The sequence below is a fragment of the Erythrobacter sp. SDW2 genome (assembly GCF_021431965.1).
In the GTDB taxonomy this organism is placed as follows: Bacteria; Pseudomonadota; Alphaproteobacteria; order Sphingomonadales; family Sphingomonadaceae; genus Parerythrobacter.
Genome location: NZ_CP090370.1, coordinates 2161344 through 2181002, shown reverse-complemented (window position 1 = coordinate 2181002; position 19659 = coordinate 2161344). Strand labels below are relative to the sequence as shown.

The window sequence follows — 19659 nt, the reverse complement described above, 5'->3', positions numbered from 1 at the left end:
GCCAAGCGGTTGGGCGGGGGCCAAGGGATAGCTGCTATGAGCGCCGATATTATCCCTTTGAAGCGGCGGGACGAAGAGCCTGCACCAACCCTCGAACCGATGCTGCAATTGACGGCATCGGGGATGAACTCGGTCAACAGCGTCATCCTCGACCGCATGCAAAGCGAAATCCCGCTGATCCCGGCACTGGCGGGTCACCTCATCTCTGGCGGCGGCAAGCGGTTGCGGCCGATGCTGACGCTCGCCGGCGCGGAGCTGGTCGGCTATCAGGGCACGCGGCATCACAAGCTCGCCGCCGCGGTCGAGTTCATTCACACCGCGACACTGTTGCATGATGATGTTGTCGACGGCTCCGAAATGCGCCGGGGCAAGGCAGCGGCCAATATCATCTATGGCAATCCGGCAACCGTGCTGGTGGGCGATTTCCTGTTCAGCCGCGCGTTCGAACTGATGACCGAGGACGGCAGCCTCAAGGTCCTGAAGATCCTCTCCAACGCCAGCGCCGTGATTGCCGAAGGCGAGGTCGCGCAGCTCAGTGCCCAGCGCAAGATCGAGACCAGCGAGGATCGCTATCTCGAAATCATCGGGGCCAAGACTGCGGCATTGTTTGCTGCCGCCAGCCGGATCGCGGCTGTGGTTGCCGAATGTGACGACCGGCAGGAGCGGGCGCTTGACGACTATGGCCGCAATCTCGGCGTGGCCTTCCAACTGGTCGATGACGCCATCGACTACGATTCCGATGCGGCGCAGATGGGCAAGGACCAGGGCGACGACTTCCGTGAAGGCAAGATGACCCTGCCGGTGATCCTCGCCTATGCGCGGGGCAGCGAGGAAGAGCGCAGCTTCTGGAAGGCTGCGATCATGGGGCATCGCTCGTCGGACCAGGACCTGGCACATGCCATCGCCCTGATCGGGCGGCACAATGCGGTCGAGGATACGCGGGCCCGTGCGCGCCATTTCGCGCAGCGGGCGATCGATGCGATATCGATCTTCCCGGACGGCAAGGCGCGTCAGGCCATGGCCGAAGCCGCCATGTTCGCGGTCGCGCGGGGCTACTGACACAACCCAAATCTGGAGAAGCACGTGCAGCACAAGCGTCTGGGTCGGTCGGCCATCGTCGTGTCCGATATCTGCATGGGGACTATGACCTTCGGCAGTCAGACCGACGAAGCCGAGGCCTTCCGCGTCCTTGACGCCTGCTTCGATGCCGGGATCGATTTCTACGACACCGCGGAGGGCTATCCCGTGCCGCCTGACGCGAAATGGGTTGGCCGGACCGAAGACATTGTCGGACGCTGGCTCAAGACCAAGCCGCGCGATGCCATCATCCTTGCGACCAAGGTCAGCGGACCCAGCCATGTCTGGTTCCGCAGCCCCAAGCGTTCGGGCATGACCGCGCTCGACCGACGCAACATCCGCACCGCGATCGAGGAAAGCCTCACGCGGCTGCAGACCGATTATATCGACCTCTACCAGACCCACTGGCCCGACCACGACACCCCCTATGAAGAGACGATGGAAGTGCTCGACGAGCTGGTGCGCGAGGGCAAGATCCGCATCTCCGGCTGCTCGAACGAGACCAGCTGGGGCCTGATGAAGTCCCTCGCCGCGTCGGAGCGGCTGGGCGTCGCGCGCTACCAGACGATCCAGAACAATTTCAGCATGAACAACCGCCGGTTCGAGGACGAGCTGGCGCAGGTCTGCCGCAAGGAAGGGGTCAGCCTGATCCCCTATTCGCCGATTGCGGGCGGGGTGCTGTCGGGCAAATACCAGGGCGGCGCGCGACCCGAGGGCGCGCGTTTCAGCCGCTATCTCGGGATGGAAGGGCGCCAGGCGGCGATGGGGCAGCGCTTCGTCAACGAACGCTCGCTGGCGTCGACCGAGCGCTTCATGGCCATCGCGGCGGAGGCCGGCCTCGATCCGGTGACCATGGCAGTTGCCTGGTCGAAACAGCACGATTTCGTCGCTTCGACCATCGTCGGAGTGTCGAGCTTCGACCAGCTTGCCCCGATCCTCGCAGCGGCCGATCTGGAGCTCGGTCCCGATACGATGAAGGCGATCCACAAGGTCACCAAGGAAATCCCTTACCCGATGGGGTGAAACCGCTATTGGACGCGGCGTGACCGATCTGCCCGTCTTGGCCGTCCTGCCCGAATTGCGGGAAGCGCTGCGCGATGCGTGCGGCGCTGTCCTGATCGCGCCTCCCGGTGCGGGCAAGACCACGGCGGTGGCTCCGGCCCTGCTGGAAGAGGCGTGGTGCGAAGGGCAGATCATCCTGCTCAGCCCGCGCCGTGTTGCCGCCCGTGCCGCTGCCGAGCGGATGGCGGAAATGCTGGGCGAGAAATCGGGCGAGACCGTGGGTTATCTCACACGGCTCGACAGCAAGGCCTCGGCGCGGACCCGCGTTCTCGTCATGACCGAGGCGATCTTCGTCAATCGTATCGTCGAGGACCCGGAGTTGGCGGGGATCTCCGCCGTGCTGTTCGACGAGGCGCATGAGCGGCATCTCGACAGTGACCTGGGCTTGGCGCTCGCCATCGAGAGCCAGCAGGTGCTGCGCGAAGACCTGCGGCTGGTGGTGATGTCTGCCACCATCGACGGGACGCGTTTCGCCCGGCTGCTGGGCGATGGCACCCCGGTCATCGAGAGTGAGGGCAAGAGCTATCCGCTGCGGATCGAATGGTTCGGCAGCAATCCTGCGGTGCCGGTCGAGGATCATGTCGCCGAGGCGGTGTTGGCGGCATGGCGAGGCGAGAAGGGCGATATCCTCGCATTCCTCCCCGGCGTGCGCGAGATCGAGCGCGTGCGCGAGCGGCTGGAGGCACGCTTGCCGCAGGTGCCGATCCTGCCGCTTCACGGGCAGGTCGAGCCACAGGGTCAGCGCCTCGCAATCCGCCGCGACTGTGAAGGGCGGCGGCGCATCGTGCTCGCGACCGCGATTGCGGAGACCTCGCTAACGCTCGACGGCGTATCGGTGGTGGTGGATAGCGGCCTGACGCGCCGCGCCGAGTATGACCGGGCGGCAGGCACCACCCATCTTGTCACCCGCCGCGCCAGCCAGGCCTCCGCCACCCAGCGCGCTGGCCGCGCGGCTCGGCAGGGACCCGGTGTCGCCTATCGCTTGTGGGAAGAAGGCGGCCACGCGGGGAGGGCCGAGTTCGATCCGCCGGAAATCGTCACCTCGGATCTCGCGCCGCTGCTGCTGGCGCTGGCGCAATGGGGTACGCAGGACCCGCGCTCGCTGGCGTGGCTCGATACGCCGCGGGAGGCTTCGCTGGCAGCCGCGAAGGCGCGCTTGCAGTCTATGGCGGCGGTGGATGCCGAAGGCCGGATTACCGAGCTTGGACGGAAGATTGCCGCCCTCCCGCTCGACCCCGGCCTCGCGGCTGCGGTGCTTTCGGGGGCGGAGGCAGGTCAGGCCGAACCAGTCGCGCGGCTGGCGCTGCTGGTCCAGGAGCGCGGGTTGGGTGGCCGGAGCGAGGATCTGCTGGCGCGGTTGAATCGGTGGAACGCCGACCGCTCGCCGCGGGCCGAGGCCAGCCGCAAGCTTGCAGAGCGCTGGGCGCGCAAGGCCGAGCAGTTGGTTGGGACTCTTGCCTTGCCGCAGGGCGAACCGGCCCTCCACCTCGCTCTCGCCATGCCCGACATGGTGGCGAAGCGGCGCGATGCCTCGGGCGAGGATTGGCTTTCCGCGGGGGGGAGGGGTTACAAGCTCGACCCGGCATCTTCGTTGGCGCGGGCCGAATGGCTGGTGATTGCGGACGCGCAGGGGCAGGCCAAAGGAGCACGGATCACCGCGGCTGCGGAATTGTCGCCCGTCGAAATCGAGACAGGCCTCGCCGACAAGATCGAGCAATCGACGATACTGCGCTGGAATACCGCAGAAAAGCGCGTCGAGGCCCGCCGCGAGCGGCGGCTCGGGCAAATCGTCCTGAGCAGCGGGCCAGACCCGTCGCCCAACCCGCAGGCAGTTGTGGACTTGCTTGTGGATAAATGTGTCGAGAGGTTGGGGGAACATGTTCCTGCCGACCTGCTGGCGCGCGGGCGTTTCGCGGGTATTCCCGGGCTGTCAGTCGATGGTCTGAAGGAGACCGCAGCACTCTGGCTCGCCCCCTTGCTCGAGGGCAAGCGCTCGCTCGATCTCGACCGGGGCAGGGTGGTCGAAGCGATCCTTGGCCAGCTCGACTGGAACGAGCGCCAGCGGCTCGACAGTGTCGCCCCGCGCCATTTCACCTCGCCTGCCGGGACAACCCACACCATCGACTATGCCGGGGACGATGCACCGAGCGTCGAGGTTCGCGTGCAGGCTCTGTTCGGGCTCGACCGGCAGCCGATGATCGGCACCACGCCCTTGCTCCTCAAGCTGACCGATCCCGGCGGCAAGCCGATGCAGGCCACCCGCGACCTGCCCGGCTTCTGGCGCGGTTCTTGGCGTGATGTGCAGAAGGCTGGCAAGGGCCGCTATCCCAAGCACCGCTGGCCCGACCAGCCATGGGCGGAAAAGCCCAGCCTCAAGACCAAGAACGCCTTTTCACGCGGCGATTCGTGAATTAGGGCACCGCCATGGCTGCACGTATCTACCAGCGCCCGAAGAGCGCGATGCAATCGGGCAAGGCCCGGACCGATGAATGGGTGCTCGAGTTCGAGCAGAGCGAGGCGCGCAAGCCCGATCCGCTGATGGGCTGGACCGGCAGCGGCGATACGCAGGCGCAGGTGGTGCTGACTTTCCCGACCAAGGATGCGGCCAAGGCCTATGCCGGGAAATACGGCATTCCCGCCCGCGTCCATATGACGCCGCCCAAAGCAATGAAGTTCCAGGCTTACGCCGACAATTTTCGCTGATTGATTTTTCTCCCGGTCGTCGCCATATCGCGCGCCGGGAGTCGGTCGGACGTTTGCGTTCGCTCACCGGGTCAGGTCCGGAAGGAAGCAGCCCAGGTGGATTGCGACGGGTCGGCCGGCTCCTATGTTTTGGGCGGTGGCAGCCCGATCCTTCTTCGCAACCCTCAATTTCCCACATCCATCGGCATGACATTGCGCGCTTGAGCGCCTACCTAGCCTTGCATGGGTGATTCACCGGACAGCACTGACACTCCGCCGTGGGAAGAGGATGAGGAAGCCCTGGCCCCGAGCGCGGCCGAGCTTGAGGCTGCCGGGCAGAATTCCATGTTCGGCGATCCGGCCCCGGTAGCGGCTCCACCGCCTCCATCGGCAGCATCCATCGTCAACCAGCCTTACCGCGTCCTCGCCCGCAAATATCGTCCGCAGACATTCAGCCAATTGATCGGGCAGGAGCCGATGGTCCGCACGCTCGCCAATGCGATTGCGCGGGACCGGCTGGCCCATGCCTTCCTGATGACGGGGGTGCGCGGGGTCGGCAAGACTTCGACCGCGCGGCTGATCGCCAAAGCGCTTAACTGCATCGGTCCGGACGGGCTGGGCGGCCCGACCATCGATCCGTGCGGGCAGTGCGAGCCGTGCACGGCGATTGCCGAGGGGCGGCATATCGACGTTATCGAGATGGACGCCGCCAGCCACACCGGCGTCGACGACGTGCGCGAGATCATCGAAGCGGTGCGCTATGCCGCCGTTTCGGCGCGGTACAAGATTTACATCATCGACGAAGTCCACATGCTGTCGCGCAATGCTTTCAATGCCTTGCTCAAGACACTTGAGGAGCCACCGGCGCATGTGAAGTTCCTCTTCGCCACCACCGAAGTCGACAAGCTGCCGGTGACGGTGCTCAGCCGCACCCAGCGGTTCGACCTGCGGCGCATCCCGGCGGAGTTGCTGCAGCAGCACTTCGGCTGGGTATGCAGCGAGGAAGGGGTCGAGGCAGAACCAGAGGCGCTGGCGATGGTGGCATCCGCGGCCGAAGGTTCTGTCCGCGACGGGCTGTCCATCCTCGACCAGGCCATTGCCCACGCCGATCTCGATGCAGAGGGCAAGGTTACCGCCGAGCGTGTGCGCGACATGCTCGGCCTCGCCGACAAGGGGGCGCAGCGCCGACTTCTCGGTACGATCCTCGATGGCGATGCCAAGGCCTTGCTGGCGGCGATCGCGGACCAGTACTCGCTCGGGGTCGAACCGCTGGCATTGTTGCGGTCGCAGATGGAAATCGTCCACCGCATCACGCTCGCCCAGCTGGGTGCAGACCTGCCGGGTGCCGTGAGCGAGGAAGAGCGCAATGCGCTGACCGATTGGGCCGGGCGGCTTTCTGCCGGGCAGTTGCACCGCCTGTGGCAATTGCTGCTCAAGGCCTATGACGAGGTGAAGTCTGCGCCCGATCCGCTGGTGTCGGCGCAAATGGGGCTGCTGAGGTTGTTGCATGCGGCCGAGCTGCCTGATCCTGGTAGGCTGGCGAAGAAGCTCGAAGGCCTGGCCGCCAATCCGCCCGGCGCGGCTCAGGCGGCAACGTCAGCCGCTCCGCCTGCTGAAGAGCCCATTGCCACTGGCAATCTCGAATTCGGAGCGCTGGTGGCGCAGGTCGAGAGTGCCGGTCATGCCCTCGTCGCCAGCATCATGCGGCTGCAGTTGCGCGTCATCGAATGTGCGCCGGGCAGGCTGGTCTATGCCCGCGACCAGCAGTTCCGCGAGGATATCGTCCCGCAGCTGCGCGATGCCCTCCTTGCAGCGACCGGGCGGCGCTGGCAGCTCGAACAGCGCAACGATCCCGATGCGGCGCCAAGCCTGGTCGAGCGGGCCGAGGCGCAGGCCGCTGAAATGCAGGCGCGGTTGGAAGGCCATCCCATGGTGCAGGCGGTGCGCGGCGCGTTCCCCGGTGCCGAAATCATCAATGAAGACGAAGCGGGCAACCCCCGTCCGCAATGGAGCAAGAGCGCATGAAGTCGATGGAAGAAATGATCGCCGCCGCCCAGAAGGCCGCCGAGACGATCCAGACCCAGATGAACGATGCCCAGGTCAGGCTCGACGCAATTGAAGTCGAAGGCGTGGCCGGTGGCGGGCTGGTCACAGTCCGGTGCACCGCGAAGGGCCGCATCCTCGGTGTGACTATCGACGAAAGCCTGATGAAACCGGAAGAGAAGCAGATGGTGGAAGACCTCGTCGCTGCTGCCTTCAACGATGCGCGAGGCAAGGCCGACCGCGCTTCGGCCGAGGAAATGCAGAAAATCCAGAGCGGGATCGGCTTGCCGCCGGGCTTCAACCTGCCCGGCATGGGCTAGGCGATGGTCGTTTCTTCCACCGCGTGGTCCGATGCCTCGACCGGGCGCCAGCCCTTAAGGTCGCGGATCAGCGGGGTCGCGCAGCGGTCGCAATTGGTGCGGAAATGGGTGCCGTCGTTCCAGACGCGGCGCCTGTTGACCTTGTGGCCGGAAAGGCCGCAACGCAAACTTTCGAGCATGACCTGACTCCATGCAGTCGCCATCGACAGCGGCACCAAATTGCCGGCGCCCATGTCCTGCCGTGACCAATTTACATCTCGCAATTGCACAAAAAAGACATTGGCCCGAACATTGCGACGGAGAGGCCGAACGCTGCGCCCAGTGGCGTAATTCCTTGACCTGCATGTTCACAGCTCTGCACGGCGGGGCCATTGCGGGAGCGTGAGCCGGTCCCCATATTCGTTCCAAGACGGCTTTGGCCGAGAACGGATAGATTATGACCCAGCTTTTTCCTCTCCTTCCCCTGCGCGACATTGTCGTGTTCCCCGGCATGGTGGTGCCGCTGTTCGTCGGACGCGACAAATCGGTTGCGGCGCTGGAAGCGGCCATGGAAGGCAACAAGGACATCTTCCTGCTGGCCCAGCTCGATCCCGGCACGGACGATCCGGAGCGCGCCGACCTGCATGATGTCGGCGTGATTGCGCAGGTCCTGCAGATGCTCAAATTGCCCGACGGTACCGTGCGCGTGCTGGTCGAGGGTGCGCGCCGCGCACGGCTGGAGAAATTGCGTGCCGAAGGCGAGCTTGTGATCGCCGAGGTCGAGCCGCTGGCCCCGGAAAGCGTTTCCGGCAACGAGATCACTGCCCTGATGCGCTCGGTGCTCGACCAGTTTGCCGATTATGCCAAGCTCAACAAGCGGCTGGGCGAAGGCGCGACCGACGATCTTCAGGAAATCGACGATGCCGGCCAGTTGGCCGATGCCATCGCCGCGGCGATCAGCGTCAAGGTGACCGAAAAGCAGGCGCTGCTGGCCGAGACAGACCCTCGCAAGCGGCTGGAAATGGTCTTGTCCTACATGGATGGCGAACTGTCGGTGCTACAGGTCGAAAAGAAGATCCGTGGCCGCGTGAAGCGGCAGATGGAGAAGACCCAGCGCGAATATTACCTCAACGAACAGCTCAAGGCGATCCAGTCCGAGCTGGGTGGTGCTGACGGTGAAGACGGCGACGAGCTCGCCGAACTGGCCGAGAAGATCGAGAAGACCAAGCTTTCCAAGGAAGCCCGGGTCAAGGCCGCCAGCGAACTCAAGAAGCTGCGCAGCATGCAGCCGATGAGCGCCGAGGCGACCGTGATCCGCAACTATCTCGACGTGCTGCTCGGCCTGCCGTGGGGCAAGAAGAGCCGCCTCAAGAAAGATATCGCCAGGGCGCAGGAAGTGCTCGACGCCGATCACTATGCGCTGGAGAAGGTCAAGGACCGCATCGTCGAGTATCTCGCGGTGCAGGCGCGGACCAACAAGCTCAAGGGTCCGATCCTGTGCCTCGTCGGCCCTCCGGGCGTGGGCAAGACCTCGCTCGGCAAGTCGATCGCCAAGGCGACCGGGCGCGAGTTCATCCGCCAGTCGCTCGGTGGCGTGCGTGACGAGGCCGAGATTCGCGGACACCGGCGGACCTACATCGGCTCGCTGCCGGGCAAGATCGTCACCAACCTCAAGAAGGCCGGGACCAGCAACCCGCTGTTCCTGCTCGACGAGATCGACAAGCTCGGCCAGGACTTCCGCGGCGATCCGGCATCGGCATTGCTCGAAGTGCTCGACCCGGAACAGAACGCCAAGTTCCAGGACCACTATCTCGAGCTCGACATCGACCTGTCGGACGTGATGTTCGTCTGCACCGCCAACAGTCTCAACCTGCCGCAGCCGTTGCTCGACCGGATGGAGATCATCCGGCTGGAAGGCTACACCGAGGACGAAAAGGTCGAGATCGCCCAGCGTCACCTGATCGACAAGCAGGTCAAGGCGCATGGGCTGAAGGAAGGCGAGTTCGAGCTGACCGAGGACGGTCTGCGTGACCTGATCCGTTACTACACCCGTGAGGCAGGCGTCCGCACGCTGGAGCGCGAAATCGCCCGGCTGGCGCGCAAGAGCTTGCGCAAGATCCTGGAGAAGCAGGTTGAGAGCGTCACCATCACGCCCGAAAACCTCGCCGAATTTGCCGGGGTGCGAAAGTTCAAGCATGGCGTCAGCGAGCTTGAGGCGCAGGTCGGCGCGGTGACAGGCCTCGCCTGGACCTCGGTCGGGGGCGAACTGCTTACCATCGAAAGCGTGACAACGCCGGGCAAGGGCGAAATCAAAACCACCGGCAAGCTCGGTCAGGTGATGAACGAAAGCGTCGCGGCGGCCTTCAGCTTCGTCAAGGCGCGCGCGCCTGCATATGGCATCAAGCCGAACCTGTTCCAGCGCAAGAACGTCCACATTCACCTGCCTGAAGGTGCGGTGCCCAAGGATGGGCCGAGTGCGGGGATCGGCATGGTCACTTCGATCGTCTCGACGCTGACGGGGATCGCGGTGCGGCCCGATGTGGCGATGACCGGCGAAGTCACGTTGCGCGGCCGCGTGTTGGCGATTGGTGGCCTCAAGGAGAAGCTGCTTGCCGCCTTGCGCGGCGGGATCAAGACCGTGCTGATCCCGGAAGAGAATGTGAAGGACCTCGCCGAGCTTCCAGCCAACATCAAGGAAGGGTTGGAGATTGTGCCTGTTGCGCATGTCGACCAGGTGCTGGAGCTGGCGCTGGTGCAGCCGCCGGAAGCGATCGAATGGAGCGAAGCCGACGATCTCGCCAGCCAGCCGGCGGCGAGTGAAGTCGGGGGCACGTCTTCCCCTACGGCACACTGATCCCGGTGGCGATACCAAGCCCCGTTCGCCGATTTGCGGCGAACGGGGTAATTTTGGCTGAGAAGTCCCTAGACAGCCCACGCAAAAACTTGTGAAATAGAAAGTCTTGAACGAGGCGATTCACGCCCGTGACGAAATTCGACCGAGGGGGTTTCCATCCATGAACAAGAATGACCTGATCAGCGCCGTCGCTGACGCCAGCGGCCTTTCCAAGAGCGATGCCTCGAGCGCCGTAGAGGGCGTGTTTGATTCCATCACCAAGGCCCTGTCGAACGGTGACGAAGTGCGGCTGGTCGGTTTCGGCACTTTCTCGGTTGCCAAGCGGAAGGCTTCGATGGGCCGCAACCCGCGCACCGGCGAACCGATGCCGATCAAGGCTTCCAACCAGCCCAAGTTCAAGGCTGGCAAGGTGCTCAAGGATTCCGTGAACTAGACCAACCGTCTTGCCGGGCAGTTTGCCGGGTAGCAAAAACCCCGCCAACCATCACGGTTGGCGGGGTTTTTCCTAGGTGGTTGCCCGACCGGATCAGTCGAGGGCGATCAGGGCCATCGGCGCGGTGCGTGTGCGCGGGTTGATGGTCCATTCGAGCCGCTGCATCCCATCGACGTCCGCCGGGCCCTCGTCGGTGTTGTTGGCCATGATGCGGCCATTGGTAATGATGGCAAAGGTGCCATCGAGCTCGGGCAGATCCTCCAGCCCGGCCTTGTCCTTCTCGTCCCCGAAGATCTGCATTACGCCGAGCATACCCGACATCATGCCGCCCATCGGACCTTCGGCGCCCTGGACAGCGAACCCGGGAGCGTCGATCCGGATGGTGCCCGGTTCGCGCACGGCAGCCGTGAGCAGGAAGTTGTTCATCGGGAAGCGTTCGAAGGTCGGGAAGACAAAGTCGTGGCCCATGGTGCCAGTCAGTTCGAAGCTGACCTGGAACTTCCCATTGCCGAGGTGCTCGACGCTCTTCCAGCCGCGCTGGCGCTTCAGCCGCTTGACCAGCTCGTCGGCGGATTCAGGGTCGGACGGGTCCAGACCGCCGAAGAACAGATTCATCATCTGTGCCTGCTGCTCGGCCTGCTTCTTCCTGAGCTCCATCCGCTCGTCATAGTCGGCGCGCTGCTCGGCCAGCTCTTCCTCGGTGCATTCGCGCTCGGTGAAGGTGTAGCCATCCTCGTAGTCTTCGACCGCTTCTTCAGCGACATCGGGCGCAATGATGACCGGTTCGGCGGGGATATAGGCGGCCATCGGCACGGCGAAAAGTTCGGCAGCTGGAGCTTCATCGGCGGGCGGTTCCACCTTATCTTCGCCTTCCCAGCTCTCATCGTAGCAGGGCTGGGCAATGAACTCGTTCTCCTCATCGCCAAAACGCTGACTTGCTTTTGCCAGCTGGCTCATGGCCAGGAGATAGATTTCGCCATCGTAGCGATAGGTGAAACGCCCGTCGCGTTGCAGTTCCAGTTCGGAGGTGAACTTGCCAGGAGCGAGCATGCACCCTGTCAGTATCAGCGCCGCCGCTCCAAGCATGGCGACAGCGCTCATTTTCTTCGAAATCATCATGTGCTCCCCTGATGCCGCGTGAGGCTAATCGCGCGTCGAGACTGCGTAAAGTGCAATCGCGGCAGCATTGGACACGTTGAGGCTTTCGATTGCGTTACTGATCGGCAGGCGGGCGAGGGCGTCGCAATGCGCTTCGATGTTGTGACGCATGCCCTCGCCCTCGGCACCCAGCACGAGTGCGACCCGTCCTGCGGGAAGGGCTTCTGCCAAGGTGGCCTCGGCATGGCCGGTGAGGCCGATCCGCCAGTAGCCGCGCTCGGCCAGCGCCTCCAGCGTGCGGGCGAGGTTGACGACGCGGACCCATGGCACGCGTTCCAGCGCACCAGAGGCTGACTTAGCGACGACGCCGGATTCCGGCGGGGCATGGCGATCCTGCGTGACAATGGCAGCAGCATCGAATGCGGCGGCCGAGCGGAGGATGGCACCGACATTGTGAGGGTCCGTCACCTGGTCGAGGATCACCACCGGGCGACCGTCATCGATTACGTCCTCGAGGTGGACATCATCGAGCGGTTCGCATTCTAGGACCAGCCCCTGGTGCGGCGCGTCGCGTGCGACGAGGCGGGCAAGGTCGGCCACATCGGCATACTCGACCGGGAAATCGGCTGGCAGTTCGCCATCGAGCGACTCGATCCCTTCGCGGGTTGCCCACAGCTTGCGGTGCGAGCGGGCAGGGTTCATCAGCGCGGCTTCCACCGCGTGGCGACCCCACAGGCGCACGGTGTTGGGCGAATGCCGCCCGCTGCCGCGTCCGCCCTGCATCCGCCCGGCGCGCCCGCGTATGGCCTTCTTGCGTTCACCCTTTGCCATTCAAACTTTCCTGCCTTGCGATTCTTTGTGCCGCCCTGCCAGTCGCCCCATTGACAGGCAAGCGCCGCTTCGCCAAAGGGGCGCCTCTCGGCAAACGGGGCCCCTCGCGGAGCCCCGATTTCCTCGCGAATATGATGCGATGTGGACAGGTGGCCGAGTGGTTAAAGGCAGCAGACTGTAAATCTGCCCGCGCAAGCGTACGATGGTTCGAATCCGTCCCTGTCCACCACCGCATCCCTCAGTTTCGCACGAAGCACCACTCCGCCCGGGCGAGAGCTGCTCCTTCGATTTCAACTGTTAGCGGTCCGTAGTTGAACCAGAATGACCCGGCCTGCGTGGTGACCCGGCGCAGGCCCATGGGAAGGGCCGGAGCGTCAATGCCAGCGTCGGCAAGGGTAAGTCCAATCACCTTCCGGATCAGTGAATCCTCGGGCCAGCCTGCGAGGGTGCGCATTCTGCCGTTCTTCCAACAGGCTACGGTGCCATCCTCGCACACCAGCTCTGCCTCGGCAGACCCTTCGACATGGTCGAGCCAGCGGGTCAGTTGCCAACCATCACCACGATGGACGAGACCTGGACGCAGACTCTCGCTACGGCTTACCGTGACCCCGGCGAGTTTGCGCAAGGGCCCCGGGGCGAGGCCTTCGGGGATGGTCAGTTCGGCTGTCTTGCTGCCAGAACGCGGGCCGATGACGATTTGTGCGTTGCTCGTCTCAAGCGCTGCGACAATCGCGTCAGGAGCATGTGGCAAGCAAGGGACGACGACCAGCTTGTAACCATCAAGCGGTGCAGCAGGGGCAACAAAGTCCACATTCAGACCGCGTTCGCGCAAGGCAGAGTAGCATTCGAACGCAGCCCACAAGGCCGAGAGATCCTGCCCCTGCGGCTGGATCTGGGTGATCCATTCGGCATCATAGGAGAAGACTATGGCCACCTGCTTCACCGGCTTGCCATGATTGCCCAGCGCTGCGAGCGCCTCGAACGACCGGCGTGCTTCGGCGAAGGCCGGGGCAGGCTCGGCATCGGGTCGCAGCAGGCCCGCATGCATCTGCTCCTGCGCAAACGGCGCCTGCCGCCAGCGGAAGTAACACAGCATCTCGGCCCCATGCGCCGCCGCTTCCATGGTCCACAGATGAACCATGCCGGGCAGCGGAGCCGGATTGTTGCGCGCCCAGTTGACGGGGCCGGGTTGCTGCTCGAGCACGCTCCAGCGCCCGCCTTTCGCGCAGCCGCGGTAAAGATCGTGGTGAAACGCGGCGATATCCGGGTGGCCGGTGCGGGCGTAGGTGACCTTGTCCTCCTCGCTGAAACGGAATTGTTCCAGAAAACCGAGCGGGTAGCTGTCCCACCCGAGCACATCGAGCTGCGCCCCGAGGGCAAAGTGATCGTAGCCGGTGTAGAACCCCATGGCGTTGTGGGTAATGTCGCGCCCGGGTGATAGCTCGCGCAGGATCTCCACCTGTGCGGCATTGAAAGCCATCACCTGGTCCGAGGAGAAGCGGCGGAACGCCAGCCAGTGTGAGGGATTGGCCTCGGTCACGGTCAGGTTGGGCAGCTCGATCTCGTCGAAGGAGCGGTACTCCATGCTCCAGAAGACATTGCCCCATGCGCAGTTGAGCGTATCGATGGCGTCATAGCGATCTGCCAGCCATTGCCGGAAGGCATCGCGCGCGGCCGGGGAAAAGCTCTGCACGGTATCGTGGCAGCCATACTCATTGTCGGTCTGCCAGCCGACGACTGCGGGATGCTGGCCATAGCGGTCGGCCACAGCCCGGGTGATGCGCTTTGCTTCCTCACGATAACCTGTGTGGCTGAAGCAATAGTGCCGCCGCGAGCCGAAGCCGCGCGGGCGACCATTGCGGTCGAGCGCCACCATGTCCGGCGTAAGGTCGACCAGCCACTTGGGCGGTGTGGCGGTGGGGGTGCCAAGGATGATTTCAAGCCCGGCATTCGCCAGCACGTCGATAGCACGATCAAGCCAGTCCCAGTCGAACCGGCCGGGTTCCGGCTCGATCCTGCTCCAGGCGAACTCGCCGATACGGACGCGGATCAGCCCCGCCTCGCGCATCATGCGGGCATCGGTCGGCCAGCGTTCCTCCGGCCAATGCTCAGGGTAATAGCAAGCGCCGAGCTTCATCGATCATCCTTCCCGGTTGCAGCACCGCTCTGTGAATGGCGGTTTCGTTTGATGCAACAGAATCGCTTGTCGGCGGCAAATCGCGCAACTAGTCAGGCCCGCATGGAAACCACAGGCCGACCCGTGATATCCGCCACGGGCCTTTTTACCCCGGCGGAATCGATCACAAATGAAGAGCTGGTCGCTGCGTTCAACGCCTTCGTCGACAAGCACAACGCCGCTCATGCCGAAGCGATTGAAGCCGGCGAGATTGAGCCCCTGACCCAAAGCTCGGTCGAATTCATCGAGAAGGCGAGCGGGATCAAGTCGCGCTATGTCATGAGCAAGGCGCCGATCATCGATCCCGATGTCATGGAGCCGCGTCTGCCCGAACGGAGCAATGACGAGCTGTCTGTCATGGCGGAGATCGGCGTCGCGGCGTGCCAACAGGCGCTCGAGCGCGCCGGGCGCGACGCCAAGGATGTCGACGCCGTGCTCTGCGCCGCATCGAATATGCAGCGCGCCTATCCCGCCATGGCGATCGAGATCCAGCAGGCGCTCGGCATCGACGGCTTCGGCTTCGATATGAACGTCGCTTGCTCCTCGGCCACCTTCGGCATTCAAACCGCTGCAGACTACATCCGGGCAGGCAATGCGAAGAGCGTGCTGGTGGTCAGCCCCGAGATTACCTCCGGGCACCTCAACTGGCGCGACCGTGACAGCCACTTTATCTTTGGCGACGTGGCCACGGCGGTGCTGGTCGAAGACGCCTCGATCGCCCCGGCGGACCATTGGGACATCCTCGGCACCAAGCTGAAGACGGTCTTCTCCAACAATATCCGAAACAACTTCGGCTTTCTCAACCGCGCAGCACCTGAAACGATCGGTACGCCTGACAAGCTGTTCGTCCAGGAAGGGCGCAAGGTGTTCAAGGAAGTGGTGCCGATGGTGGCGCAGATGATCGTCGAGGAATCGGGCCGACTCGGGATCGAGCCGAGTTCGCTGCGGCGGCTTTGGCTGCACCAGGCCAATGCCGGGATGAACCGTCTGATCGCCCAAAGGGTGCTGGGGCACGAGGCAAACGAGGACGAAAGCCCCACGGTGCTGGACACTTTTGCCAACACCTCCAGCGCAGGCTCGATCATCGCTTTTCACCAGCATTCGCAGGACCTTGCGGTCGGCGACATCGGGCTGATCTGCTCCTTCGGCGCTGGCTATTCAGCGGGGACGGTGTTTGTGCGCAAGGCAGGCTAGGGGTTGCTGGTTACATTCCACCACCCTAGGTGACGTCCATGGCAAAAGATCTGCTCGACAACAAAGGTCGCGGCGAGGCTGGCTGGAGCTGGCCCGCAATCCACCCCGAAGGGCGCAAATTCGGCATCGTCGTAGCGATTGTCGCGGTCATCACCGCGCTGTTCGCCTGGGAGACGATTGCCTGGCCGCTTGGCTTCCTTACACTGGGGGTACTCGCCTTCTTCCGTGATCCCGAACGGGTCGTGCCGCAGGACGAGAGAGCGATTGTTTCGCCTGCCGACGGGCTGGTCTCGCTGATCAGCGTGGTACCGCCACCGCCCGAACTGGCGGGCGAGGATGCTGCAGGCAATCCCGGGCTCGGCACAGAGCCTTTGACCCGGATCTCGATTTTCATGAGCGTGTTCGACGTCCACATCAACCGCTCGCCGATTGCCGGGCAGGTCAGCCGGCTGGTTTATGTGCCGGGCAAGTTCCTCAACGCCGATCTCGACAAGGCAAGCGAAGAAAACGAGCGGCAGCACCTGCTCGTTACCCGCTCCGACGGACTCCGGATCGGCTTCACCCAGATTGCCGGACTGGTCGCGCGCCGGATCGTGCCGTTCGTCAAAGCGGGTGACATTGTTGCCGTGGGCCAGCGGATCGGGCTGATCCGGTTCGGCAGCCGGGTCGATGTCTATCTTCCGGCCGGGACCGGGCCGGAAGTTATTCTGGGCCAGAAGGTCATCGCCGGCGAGACGATTCTTGCCCGCGTAGGCGAGGAACGATTGCTCGAGGGTTGCGCCCAGTGAGCAATGATGGCGACCGTCTCGGACCCAAGTCGGCCGAGGACGAGCTGCCGGTACGCGGGCGGGGCAGAGGGCTGACGCTACGGGCTGTTCTACCCAATGCAATCACCGTCGCCGCTTTGTGCGCGGGATTGACCGGCATCCGTTTTGCCATTGCCGGCGAATGGGCCTCGGCCGTGATGGCCATCGTTATTGCAGGCGTGCTCGACGGCATGGACGGGCGCATCGCGCGGCTGCTCAAGGCACAAAGCCGCTTCGGGGCGGAGCTTGACAGTCTGGCGGATTCGCTTTCGTTCGGCATGGCGCCTGCGATCATGCTTTATCTCTGGTCGCTGCAGGAGATACCCCGGCTGGGATGGTTCGCGGCGCTGGCCTATGCCATCGCATGCGCCTTGCGCTTGGCGCGATTCAACGCGCAGATCGACGTCGATGAACAGCCGCACAAGTCGGCCGGTTTCCTGACCGGGGTGCCAGCACCCGCCGGGGCAGGTTTGGCCTTTACGCCGGTGTTTCTCTGGCTGGCAACGGGCGAAGAGGCGTTCCGCGAGCCGCTGCTGGTAGGTCCGTGGATGGCGCTCATCGCGATGCTGATGATCTCCAACATGGCGACCTTCAGCTGGAATTCGCTTCGTCCGCGCCGCTCGATCAGGCTGGAAGTTATCTTCGTTGCAGGCCTCACATTTGCGGCTCTGCTGGTCGAACCGTGGTGGACGCTGGCCGTAATCTGTATCGGTTACCTTGCCCTCATGCCGCTGGCGCTAGTGCGCTATGGCCGGGTCAAGCGGCAACGTGAAGCGTCGCAGCGGGACGCATAGCCGCCCGATTGGGGGCGTGTTCCCCCGTCCACACCGAAAAGGTGACCACCCGCGCAGCGCATTCCTGCGCCGCGATGCGCGAGCGCTCGAGCGTGAGCGAGCGATAGGCAGAGGTCCCGCGGAGCCAAGAATCCGCCAGCACCAGCACGGATGCGGCGGCAGCGAGAACAAACAGCGTCACGAGCGAAACAGTCAGCATGGTCAGTCTTTCCGGTCTGCCCACAAGCCTGTTGACAGGTTGTGGATATCTCAGGGATAACGAGCGAAACGCTGTCGGGGTCCTGAATGATCCCCTTGTTCCTGATTTGTTCCGCTCTGTCAAGCGCGGAACAAGGTGAATCGCGTTTTTCCTGCGGCAAATTGGTGCTGGATTTTTCCCTCATTGCCCTCTAAGGGCGCGCGCATCCGCAGTTCGGCGAGTGCATCCCGCACTTTCCAGCAGCGGAAATCCACATGGAAAGCACACATACCGGTGCCGCAGCGGGAGACCCGCACGGTTCCAGCTTTCCAGAGGCACAACCGGAAAGGAATATGACTATGGCGGCTCCTACCGTCACGATGCAGCAACTGATCGAGGCCGGCGCACACTTCGGCCACCAGACCCACCGCTGGAACCCGCGCATGAAGCCGTACATCTTCGGCGCGCGCAACGGTGTCCACATCATCGACCTGTCGCAGACCGTGCCGCTGATGGCGCGTGCGCTCGACTTCGTCGCTTCGACCGCTGCCGCTGGCGGCAAGGTCCTGTTCGTCGGCACCAAGCGCCAGGCGCAGGAGCCGATCGCCGAGGCCGCCCGCGCCTCGGGCCAGCACTTCGTCAACCACCGCTGGCTGGGCGGGATGCTCACCAACTGGAAGACCATCTCGGGCTCGATCAAGCGCCTCAAGACGCTGGAAGAGCAGCTTTCAGGCGACACCAGCGGCCTGACCAAGAAGGAAGTGCTCAACCTCACCCGTGAGCGTGACAAGCTGAACCTTTCGCTCGGCGGCATCCGTGACATGGGCGGTGTGCCCGACGTGATGATCTTGATCGACGCCAACAAGGAAGATCTCGCCATCAAGGAAGCCAATGTGCTCGGTATTCCCGTGGTCGGCATCCTCGACAGCAATGTCGATCCGAGCGGCATCGCCTTCCCGGTTCCGGGCAATGATGACGCAGCCCGTGCCGTGCGCCTCTATTGCGACGCCTTCGCCCAGGCGGCGAAGCGTCACGGCGGTCGCGGTGCCGACGTCGGCGACATGGAAAACCCGCCGGTTGAGGAAGCTGTCGACGCCTGAGCGTCGCCGCAGCGACACAAACCCGCTCTAGCGGCCCGGATCGAAGCTCGGTCCGGGCGCTTACCCCCCCCAGATAATCCCCCCGGGGATCACGAAGGAATTGTATCATGGCTTTCACCGCCGCTGATGTGAAGAAACTGCGCGAGCTTTCGGGCGCGGGCATGATGGACGCCAAGAAGGCTCTCGAAGAGACCAATGGCGACATCGAAGCCGCGATCGATGCCCTGCGCGCCAAGGGCCTCGCAGCCGTCCAGAAGAAGTCGAGCCGCACCGCTGCGGAAGGCCTCGTCGGCGTCGCCGTTGAAGGCACCAAGGCCGTCGCCGTCGAAGTGAACTCGGAAACCGACTTCGTCGCCAAGAACGAGCAGTTCCAGGATTTCGTCCGCAAGACCACCGCAGTCGCGCTGGGCCTGGGCGGCGACGATATCGAGGCGCTCAAGGCCGCTGCCTATCCTGATGGCGGCACTGTGATGGACAAGCTGACCAACAACGTCGCCACCATCGGCGAGAACCAGCAGGTTCGCCGCATGAAGACCGTTTCGGTCTCGCAGGGCGTGGTCGTGCCTTACATGCACAACGCTGCCGCGCCGAACCTCGGCAAGATCGGCGTGCTGGTCGCGCTCGAAAGCGAAGCCAATCCCGAAGTCCTCACCGGCCTCGGCAAGCAGCTGGCGATGCACATCGCCGCCGCCTTCCCGCTGGCGCTCGACGCCGACGGCCTCGACGCCGACCTGATCGCCCGCGAACGCAAGATCGCGGCCGAGAAGGCTGCCGAAAGCGGCAAGCCCGCCGACGTGCAGGAAAAGATGGTCGACGGCGCGATCAAGAAGTTCGCCAAGGAGAACGCGCTCCTCAGCCAGATCTTCGTGATCGACGGCAAGACTACCATTGCCGACGTCGTGGCCCAGGCCGCCAAGGACGCCGGTTCGGCCATCGTGCTGAAGGACTACGTCCGCTTCCAGCTCGGCGAAGGCATCGAGAAGGAAGAAAGCGACTTTGCTGCGGAAGTGGCGGCCGCTGTCGCCGGCTAAG

The 19659-nt window shown here is 64.0% G+C and carries 18 protein-coding genes, 1 tRNA gene and 1 other RNA gene; 15 read left to right on the top strand and 5 right to left on the bottom strand.

Annotated features, from left to right (window positions below; genetic code table 11):
• Positions 1 to 36: 36 nt before the first annotated feature.
• The 7 genes from LY632_RS10595 (at position 37) to LY632_RS10565 (ending at position 7184) form a co-directional block, all read left to right on the top strand.
• Complete coding sequence (locus tag LY632_RS10595) at positions 37 to 1059, top strand: polyprenyl synthetase family protein (protein WP_234091101.1); 1023 nt, start codon at positions 37 to 39, stop codon at positions 1057 to 1059.
• Between the two features lie 24 nt (positions 1060 to 1083).
• Positions 1084 to 2100 (top strand): aldo/keto reductase, encoded by a 1017-nt coding sequence (locus LY632_RS10590; RefSeq protein WP_234091100.1) that lies wholly within the window; start codon positions 1084 to 1086, stop codon positions 2098 to 2100.
• A 19-nt stretch (positions 2101 to 2119) separates the two neighbouring features.
• Positions 2120 to 4549 (top strand): ATP-dependent helicase HrpB, encoded by a 2430-nt coding sequence (hrpB, locus tag LY632_RS10585; RefSeq protein ID WP_234091099.1) that lies wholly within the window; start codon positions 2120 to 2122, stop codon positions 4547 to 4549.
• 14 nt (positions 4550 to 4563) lie between these two features.
• On the top strand, positions 4564 to 4842 hold the full coding sequence (locus LY632_RS10580) for an ETC complex I subunit (RefSeq protein WP_234091098.1): 279 nt from the start codon (positions 4564 to 4566) through the stop codon (positions 4840 to 4842).
• A gap of 34 nt (positions 4843 to 4876) precedes the next feature.
• Positions 4877 to 4971, top strand: an RNA gene (ffs, locus tag LY632_RS10575) — signal recognition particle sRNA small type.
• 93 nt (positions 4972 to 5064) lie between these two features.
• A complete protein-coding gene (locus tag LY632_RS10570; protein ID WP_234091097.1) occupies positions 5065 to 6846 on the top strand; it encodes a DNA polymerase III subunit gamma/tau in 1782 nt (593 codons plus the stop codon).
• Positions 6843 to 7184, top strand: coding sequence for a YbaB/EbfC family nucleoid-associated protein (locus tag LY632_RS10565; RefSeq protein WP_234091096.1), 342 nt, complete (start codon positions 6843 to 6845; stop codon positions 7182 to 7184). Before LY632_RS10570 ends, LY632_RS10565 begins: the two co-directional genes overlap by 4 nt.
• Here LY632_RS10565 and LY632_RS10560 read toward each other — a convergent pair.
• Complete coding sequence (locus LY632_RS10560) at positions 7181 to 7417, bottom strand: hypothetical protein (protein WP_234091095.1); 237 nt, start codon at positions 7415 to 7417, stop codon at positions 7181 to 7183. The two genes, LY632_RS10565 and LY632_RS10560, sit on opposite strands and share 4 nt — an antisense overlap.
• A gap of 203 nt (positions 7418 to 7620) precedes the next feature.
• On the opposite strand from LY632_RS10560, the gene lon reads away from it, so the two are divergent.
• Together lon and LY632_RS10550 are read left to right on the top strand one after the other, a co-directional pair.
• A complete protein-coding gene (gene lon / locus LY632_RS10555) occupies positions 7621 to 10017 on the top strand; it encodes an endopeptidase La (protein WP_234091094.1) in 2397 nt (798 codons plus the stop codon).
• A 160-nt stretch (positions 10018 to 10177) separates the two neighbouring features.
• On the top strand, positions 10178 to 10450 hold the full coding sequence (locus LY632_RS10550; RefSeq protein WP_234091093.1) for an HU family DNA-binding protein: 273 nt from the start codon (positions 10178 to 10180) through the stop codon (positions 10448 to 10450).
• A gap of 93 nt (positions 10451 to 10543) precedes the next feature.
• On the opposite strand, the gene LY632_RS10545 is transcribed toward LY632_RS10550, so the two are convergent.
• The gene (locus LY632_RS10545; protein WP_234091092.1) at positions 10544 to 11569 is read right to left on the bottom strand and encodes a hypothetical protein; all 1026 of its coding nucleotides are present in this window, start codon (positions 11567 to 11569) and stop codon (positions 10544 to 10546) included.
• Between the two features lie 24 nt (positions 11570 to 11593).
• Entirely contained in the window at positions 11594 to 12379 is a 786-nt protein-coding gene (gene rlmB, locus LY632_RS10540; RefSeq protein WP_234091091.1) for a 23S rRNA (guanosine(2251)-2'-O)-methyltransferase RlmB, read from the bottom strand.
• Positions 12380 to 12522: 143 nt separating this feature from the next.
• Here rlmB and LY632_RS10535 point away from each other — a divergent pair.
• A tRNA-Tyr gene (locus LY632_RS10535) sits at positions 12523 to 12608 on the top strand.
• Positions 12609 to 12617: 9 nt separating this feature from the next.
• On the opposite strand, the gene LY632_RS10530 is transcribed toward LY632_RS10535, so the two are convergent.
• Positions 12618 to 14516, bottom strand: a complete 1899-nt coding sequence (locus tag LY632_RS10530; RefSeq protein WP_234091090.1) for a beta-galactosidase — start codon at positions 14514 to 14516, stop codon at positions 12618 to 12620.
• Positions 14517 to 14618: 102 nt separating this feature from the next.
• Here LY632_RS10530 and LY632_RS10525 point away from each other — a divergent pair, with 102 nt between their 5' ends.
• The 3 genes from LY632_RS10525 to LY632_RS10515 are packed head-to-tail and all read left to right on the top strand — an operon-like array spanning position 14619 to position 17349.
• Positions 14619 to 15749 carry a beta-ketoacyl-ACP synthase III gene (locus LY632_RS10525; RefSeq protein ID WP_234091089.1) on the top strand — a complete coding sequence of 377 codons (1131 nt, stop codon included), beginning with the start codon at positions 14619 to 14621 and terminating at the stop codon, positions 15747 to 15749.
• Between the two features lie 38 nt (positions 15750 to 15787).
• A complete protein-coding gene (locus LY632_RS10520) occupies positions 15788 to 16537 on the top strand; it encodes a phosphatidylserine decarboxylase (protein ID WP_234091088.1) in 750 nt (249 codons plus the stop codon).
• The gene (locus LY632_RS10515) at positions 16534 to 17349 is read left to right on the top strand and encodes a phosphatidylcholine/phosphatidylserine synthase (protein ID WP_234091087.1); all 816 of its coding nucleotides are present in this window, start codon (positions 16534 to 16536) and stop codon (positions 17347 to 17349) included. The genes LY632_RS10520 and LY632_RS10515 overlap by 4 nt, the downstream gene beginning before the upstream one ends.
• Here LY632_RS10515 and LY632_RS10510 read toward each other — a convergent pair.
• On the bottom strand, positions 17312 to 17548 hold the full coding sequence (locus tag LY632_RS10510; RefSeq protein WP_234091086.1) for a hypothetical protein: 237 nt from the start codon (positions 17546 to 17548) through the stop codon (positions 17312 to 17314). The two genes, LY632_RS10515 and LY632_RS10510, sit on opposite strands and share 38 nt — an antisense overlap.
• A gap of 338 nt (positions 17549 to 17886) precedes the next feature.
• Between LY632_RS10510 and rpsB the strand changes: the two genes are divergently transcribed.
• Positions 17887 to 18627 carry a 30S ribosomal protein S2 gene (gene rpsB, locus LY632_RS10505; RefSeq protein WP_234091085.1) on the top strand — a complete coding sequence of 247 codons (741 nt, stop codon included), beginning with the start codon at positions 17887 to 17889 and terminating at the stop codon, positions 18625 to 18627.
• Positions 18628 to 18734: 107 nt separating this feature from the next.
• Positions 18735 to 19658: a translation elongation factor Ts gene (gene tsf, locus LY632_RS10500; RefSeq protein ID WP_234091084.1), complete on the top strand. Its 924-nt coding sequence runs from the start codon at positions 18735 to 18737 to the stop codon at positions 19656 to 19658.
• Position 19659 lies beyond the last annotated feature (1 nt).

Coding starts and splice junctions, on each gene's coding strand:
- LY632_RS10595 (WP_234091101.1), top strand. CDS start 37: ATGAGCGCCGATATTATCCCTTTGAAGCGGCGGGACGAAGAGCCTGCA.
- LY632_RS10580 (WP_234091098.1), top strand. CDS start 4,564: ATGGCTGCACGTATCTACCAGCGCCCGAAGAGCGCGATGCAATCGGGC.
- LY632_RS10570 (WP_234091097.1), top strand. CDS start 5,065: ATGGGTGATTCACCGGACAGCACTGACACTCCGCCGTGGGAAGAGGAT.
- LY632_RS10565 (WP_234091096.1), top strand. CDS start 6,843: ATGAAGTCGATGGAAGAAATGATCGCCGCCGCCCAGAAGGCCGCCGAG.
- LY632_RS10560 (WP_234091095.1), bottom strand. CDS start 7,417: ATGGGCGCCGGCAATTTGGTGCCGCTGTCGATGGCGACTGCATGGAGT.
- lon (WP_234091094.1), top strand. CDS start 7,621: ATGACCCAGCTTTTTCCTCTCCTTCCCCTGCGCGACATTGTCGTGTTC.
- LY632_RS10550 (WP_234091093.1), top strand. CDS start 10,178: ATGAACAAGAATGACCTGATCAGCGCCGTCGCTGACGCCAGCGGCCTT.
- LY632_RS10545 (WP_234091092.1), bottom strand. CDS start 11,569: ATGATGATTTCGAAGAAAATGAGCGCTGTCGCCATGCTTGGAGCGGCG.
- rlmB (WP_234091091.1), bottom strand. CDS start 12,379: ATGGCAAAGGGTGAACGCAAGAAGGCCATACGCGGGCGCGCCGGGCGG.
- LY632_RS10530 (WP_234091090.1), bottom strand. CDS start 14,516: ATGAAGCTCGGCGCTTGCTATTACCCTGAGCATTGGCCGGAGGAACGC.
- LY632_RS10525 (WP_234091089.1), top strand. CDS start 14,619: ATGGAAACCACAGGCCGACCCGTGATATCCGCCACGGGCCTTTTTACC.
- LY632_RS10520 (WP_234091088.1), top strand. CDS start 15,788: ATGGCAAAAGATCTGCTCGACAACAAAGGTCGCGGCGAGGCTGGCTGG.
- LY632_RS10510 (WP_234091086.1), bottom strand. CDS start 17,548: ATGCTGACTGTTTCGCTCGTGACGCTGTTTGTTCTCGCTGCCGCCGCA.
- rpsB (WP_234091085.1), top strand. CDS start 17,887: ATGGCGGCTCCTACCGTCACGATGCAGCAACTGATCGAGGCCGGCGCA.
- tsf (WP_234091084.1), top strand. CDS start 18,735: ATGGCTTTCACCGCCGCTGATGTGAAGAAACTGCGCGAGCTTTCGGGC.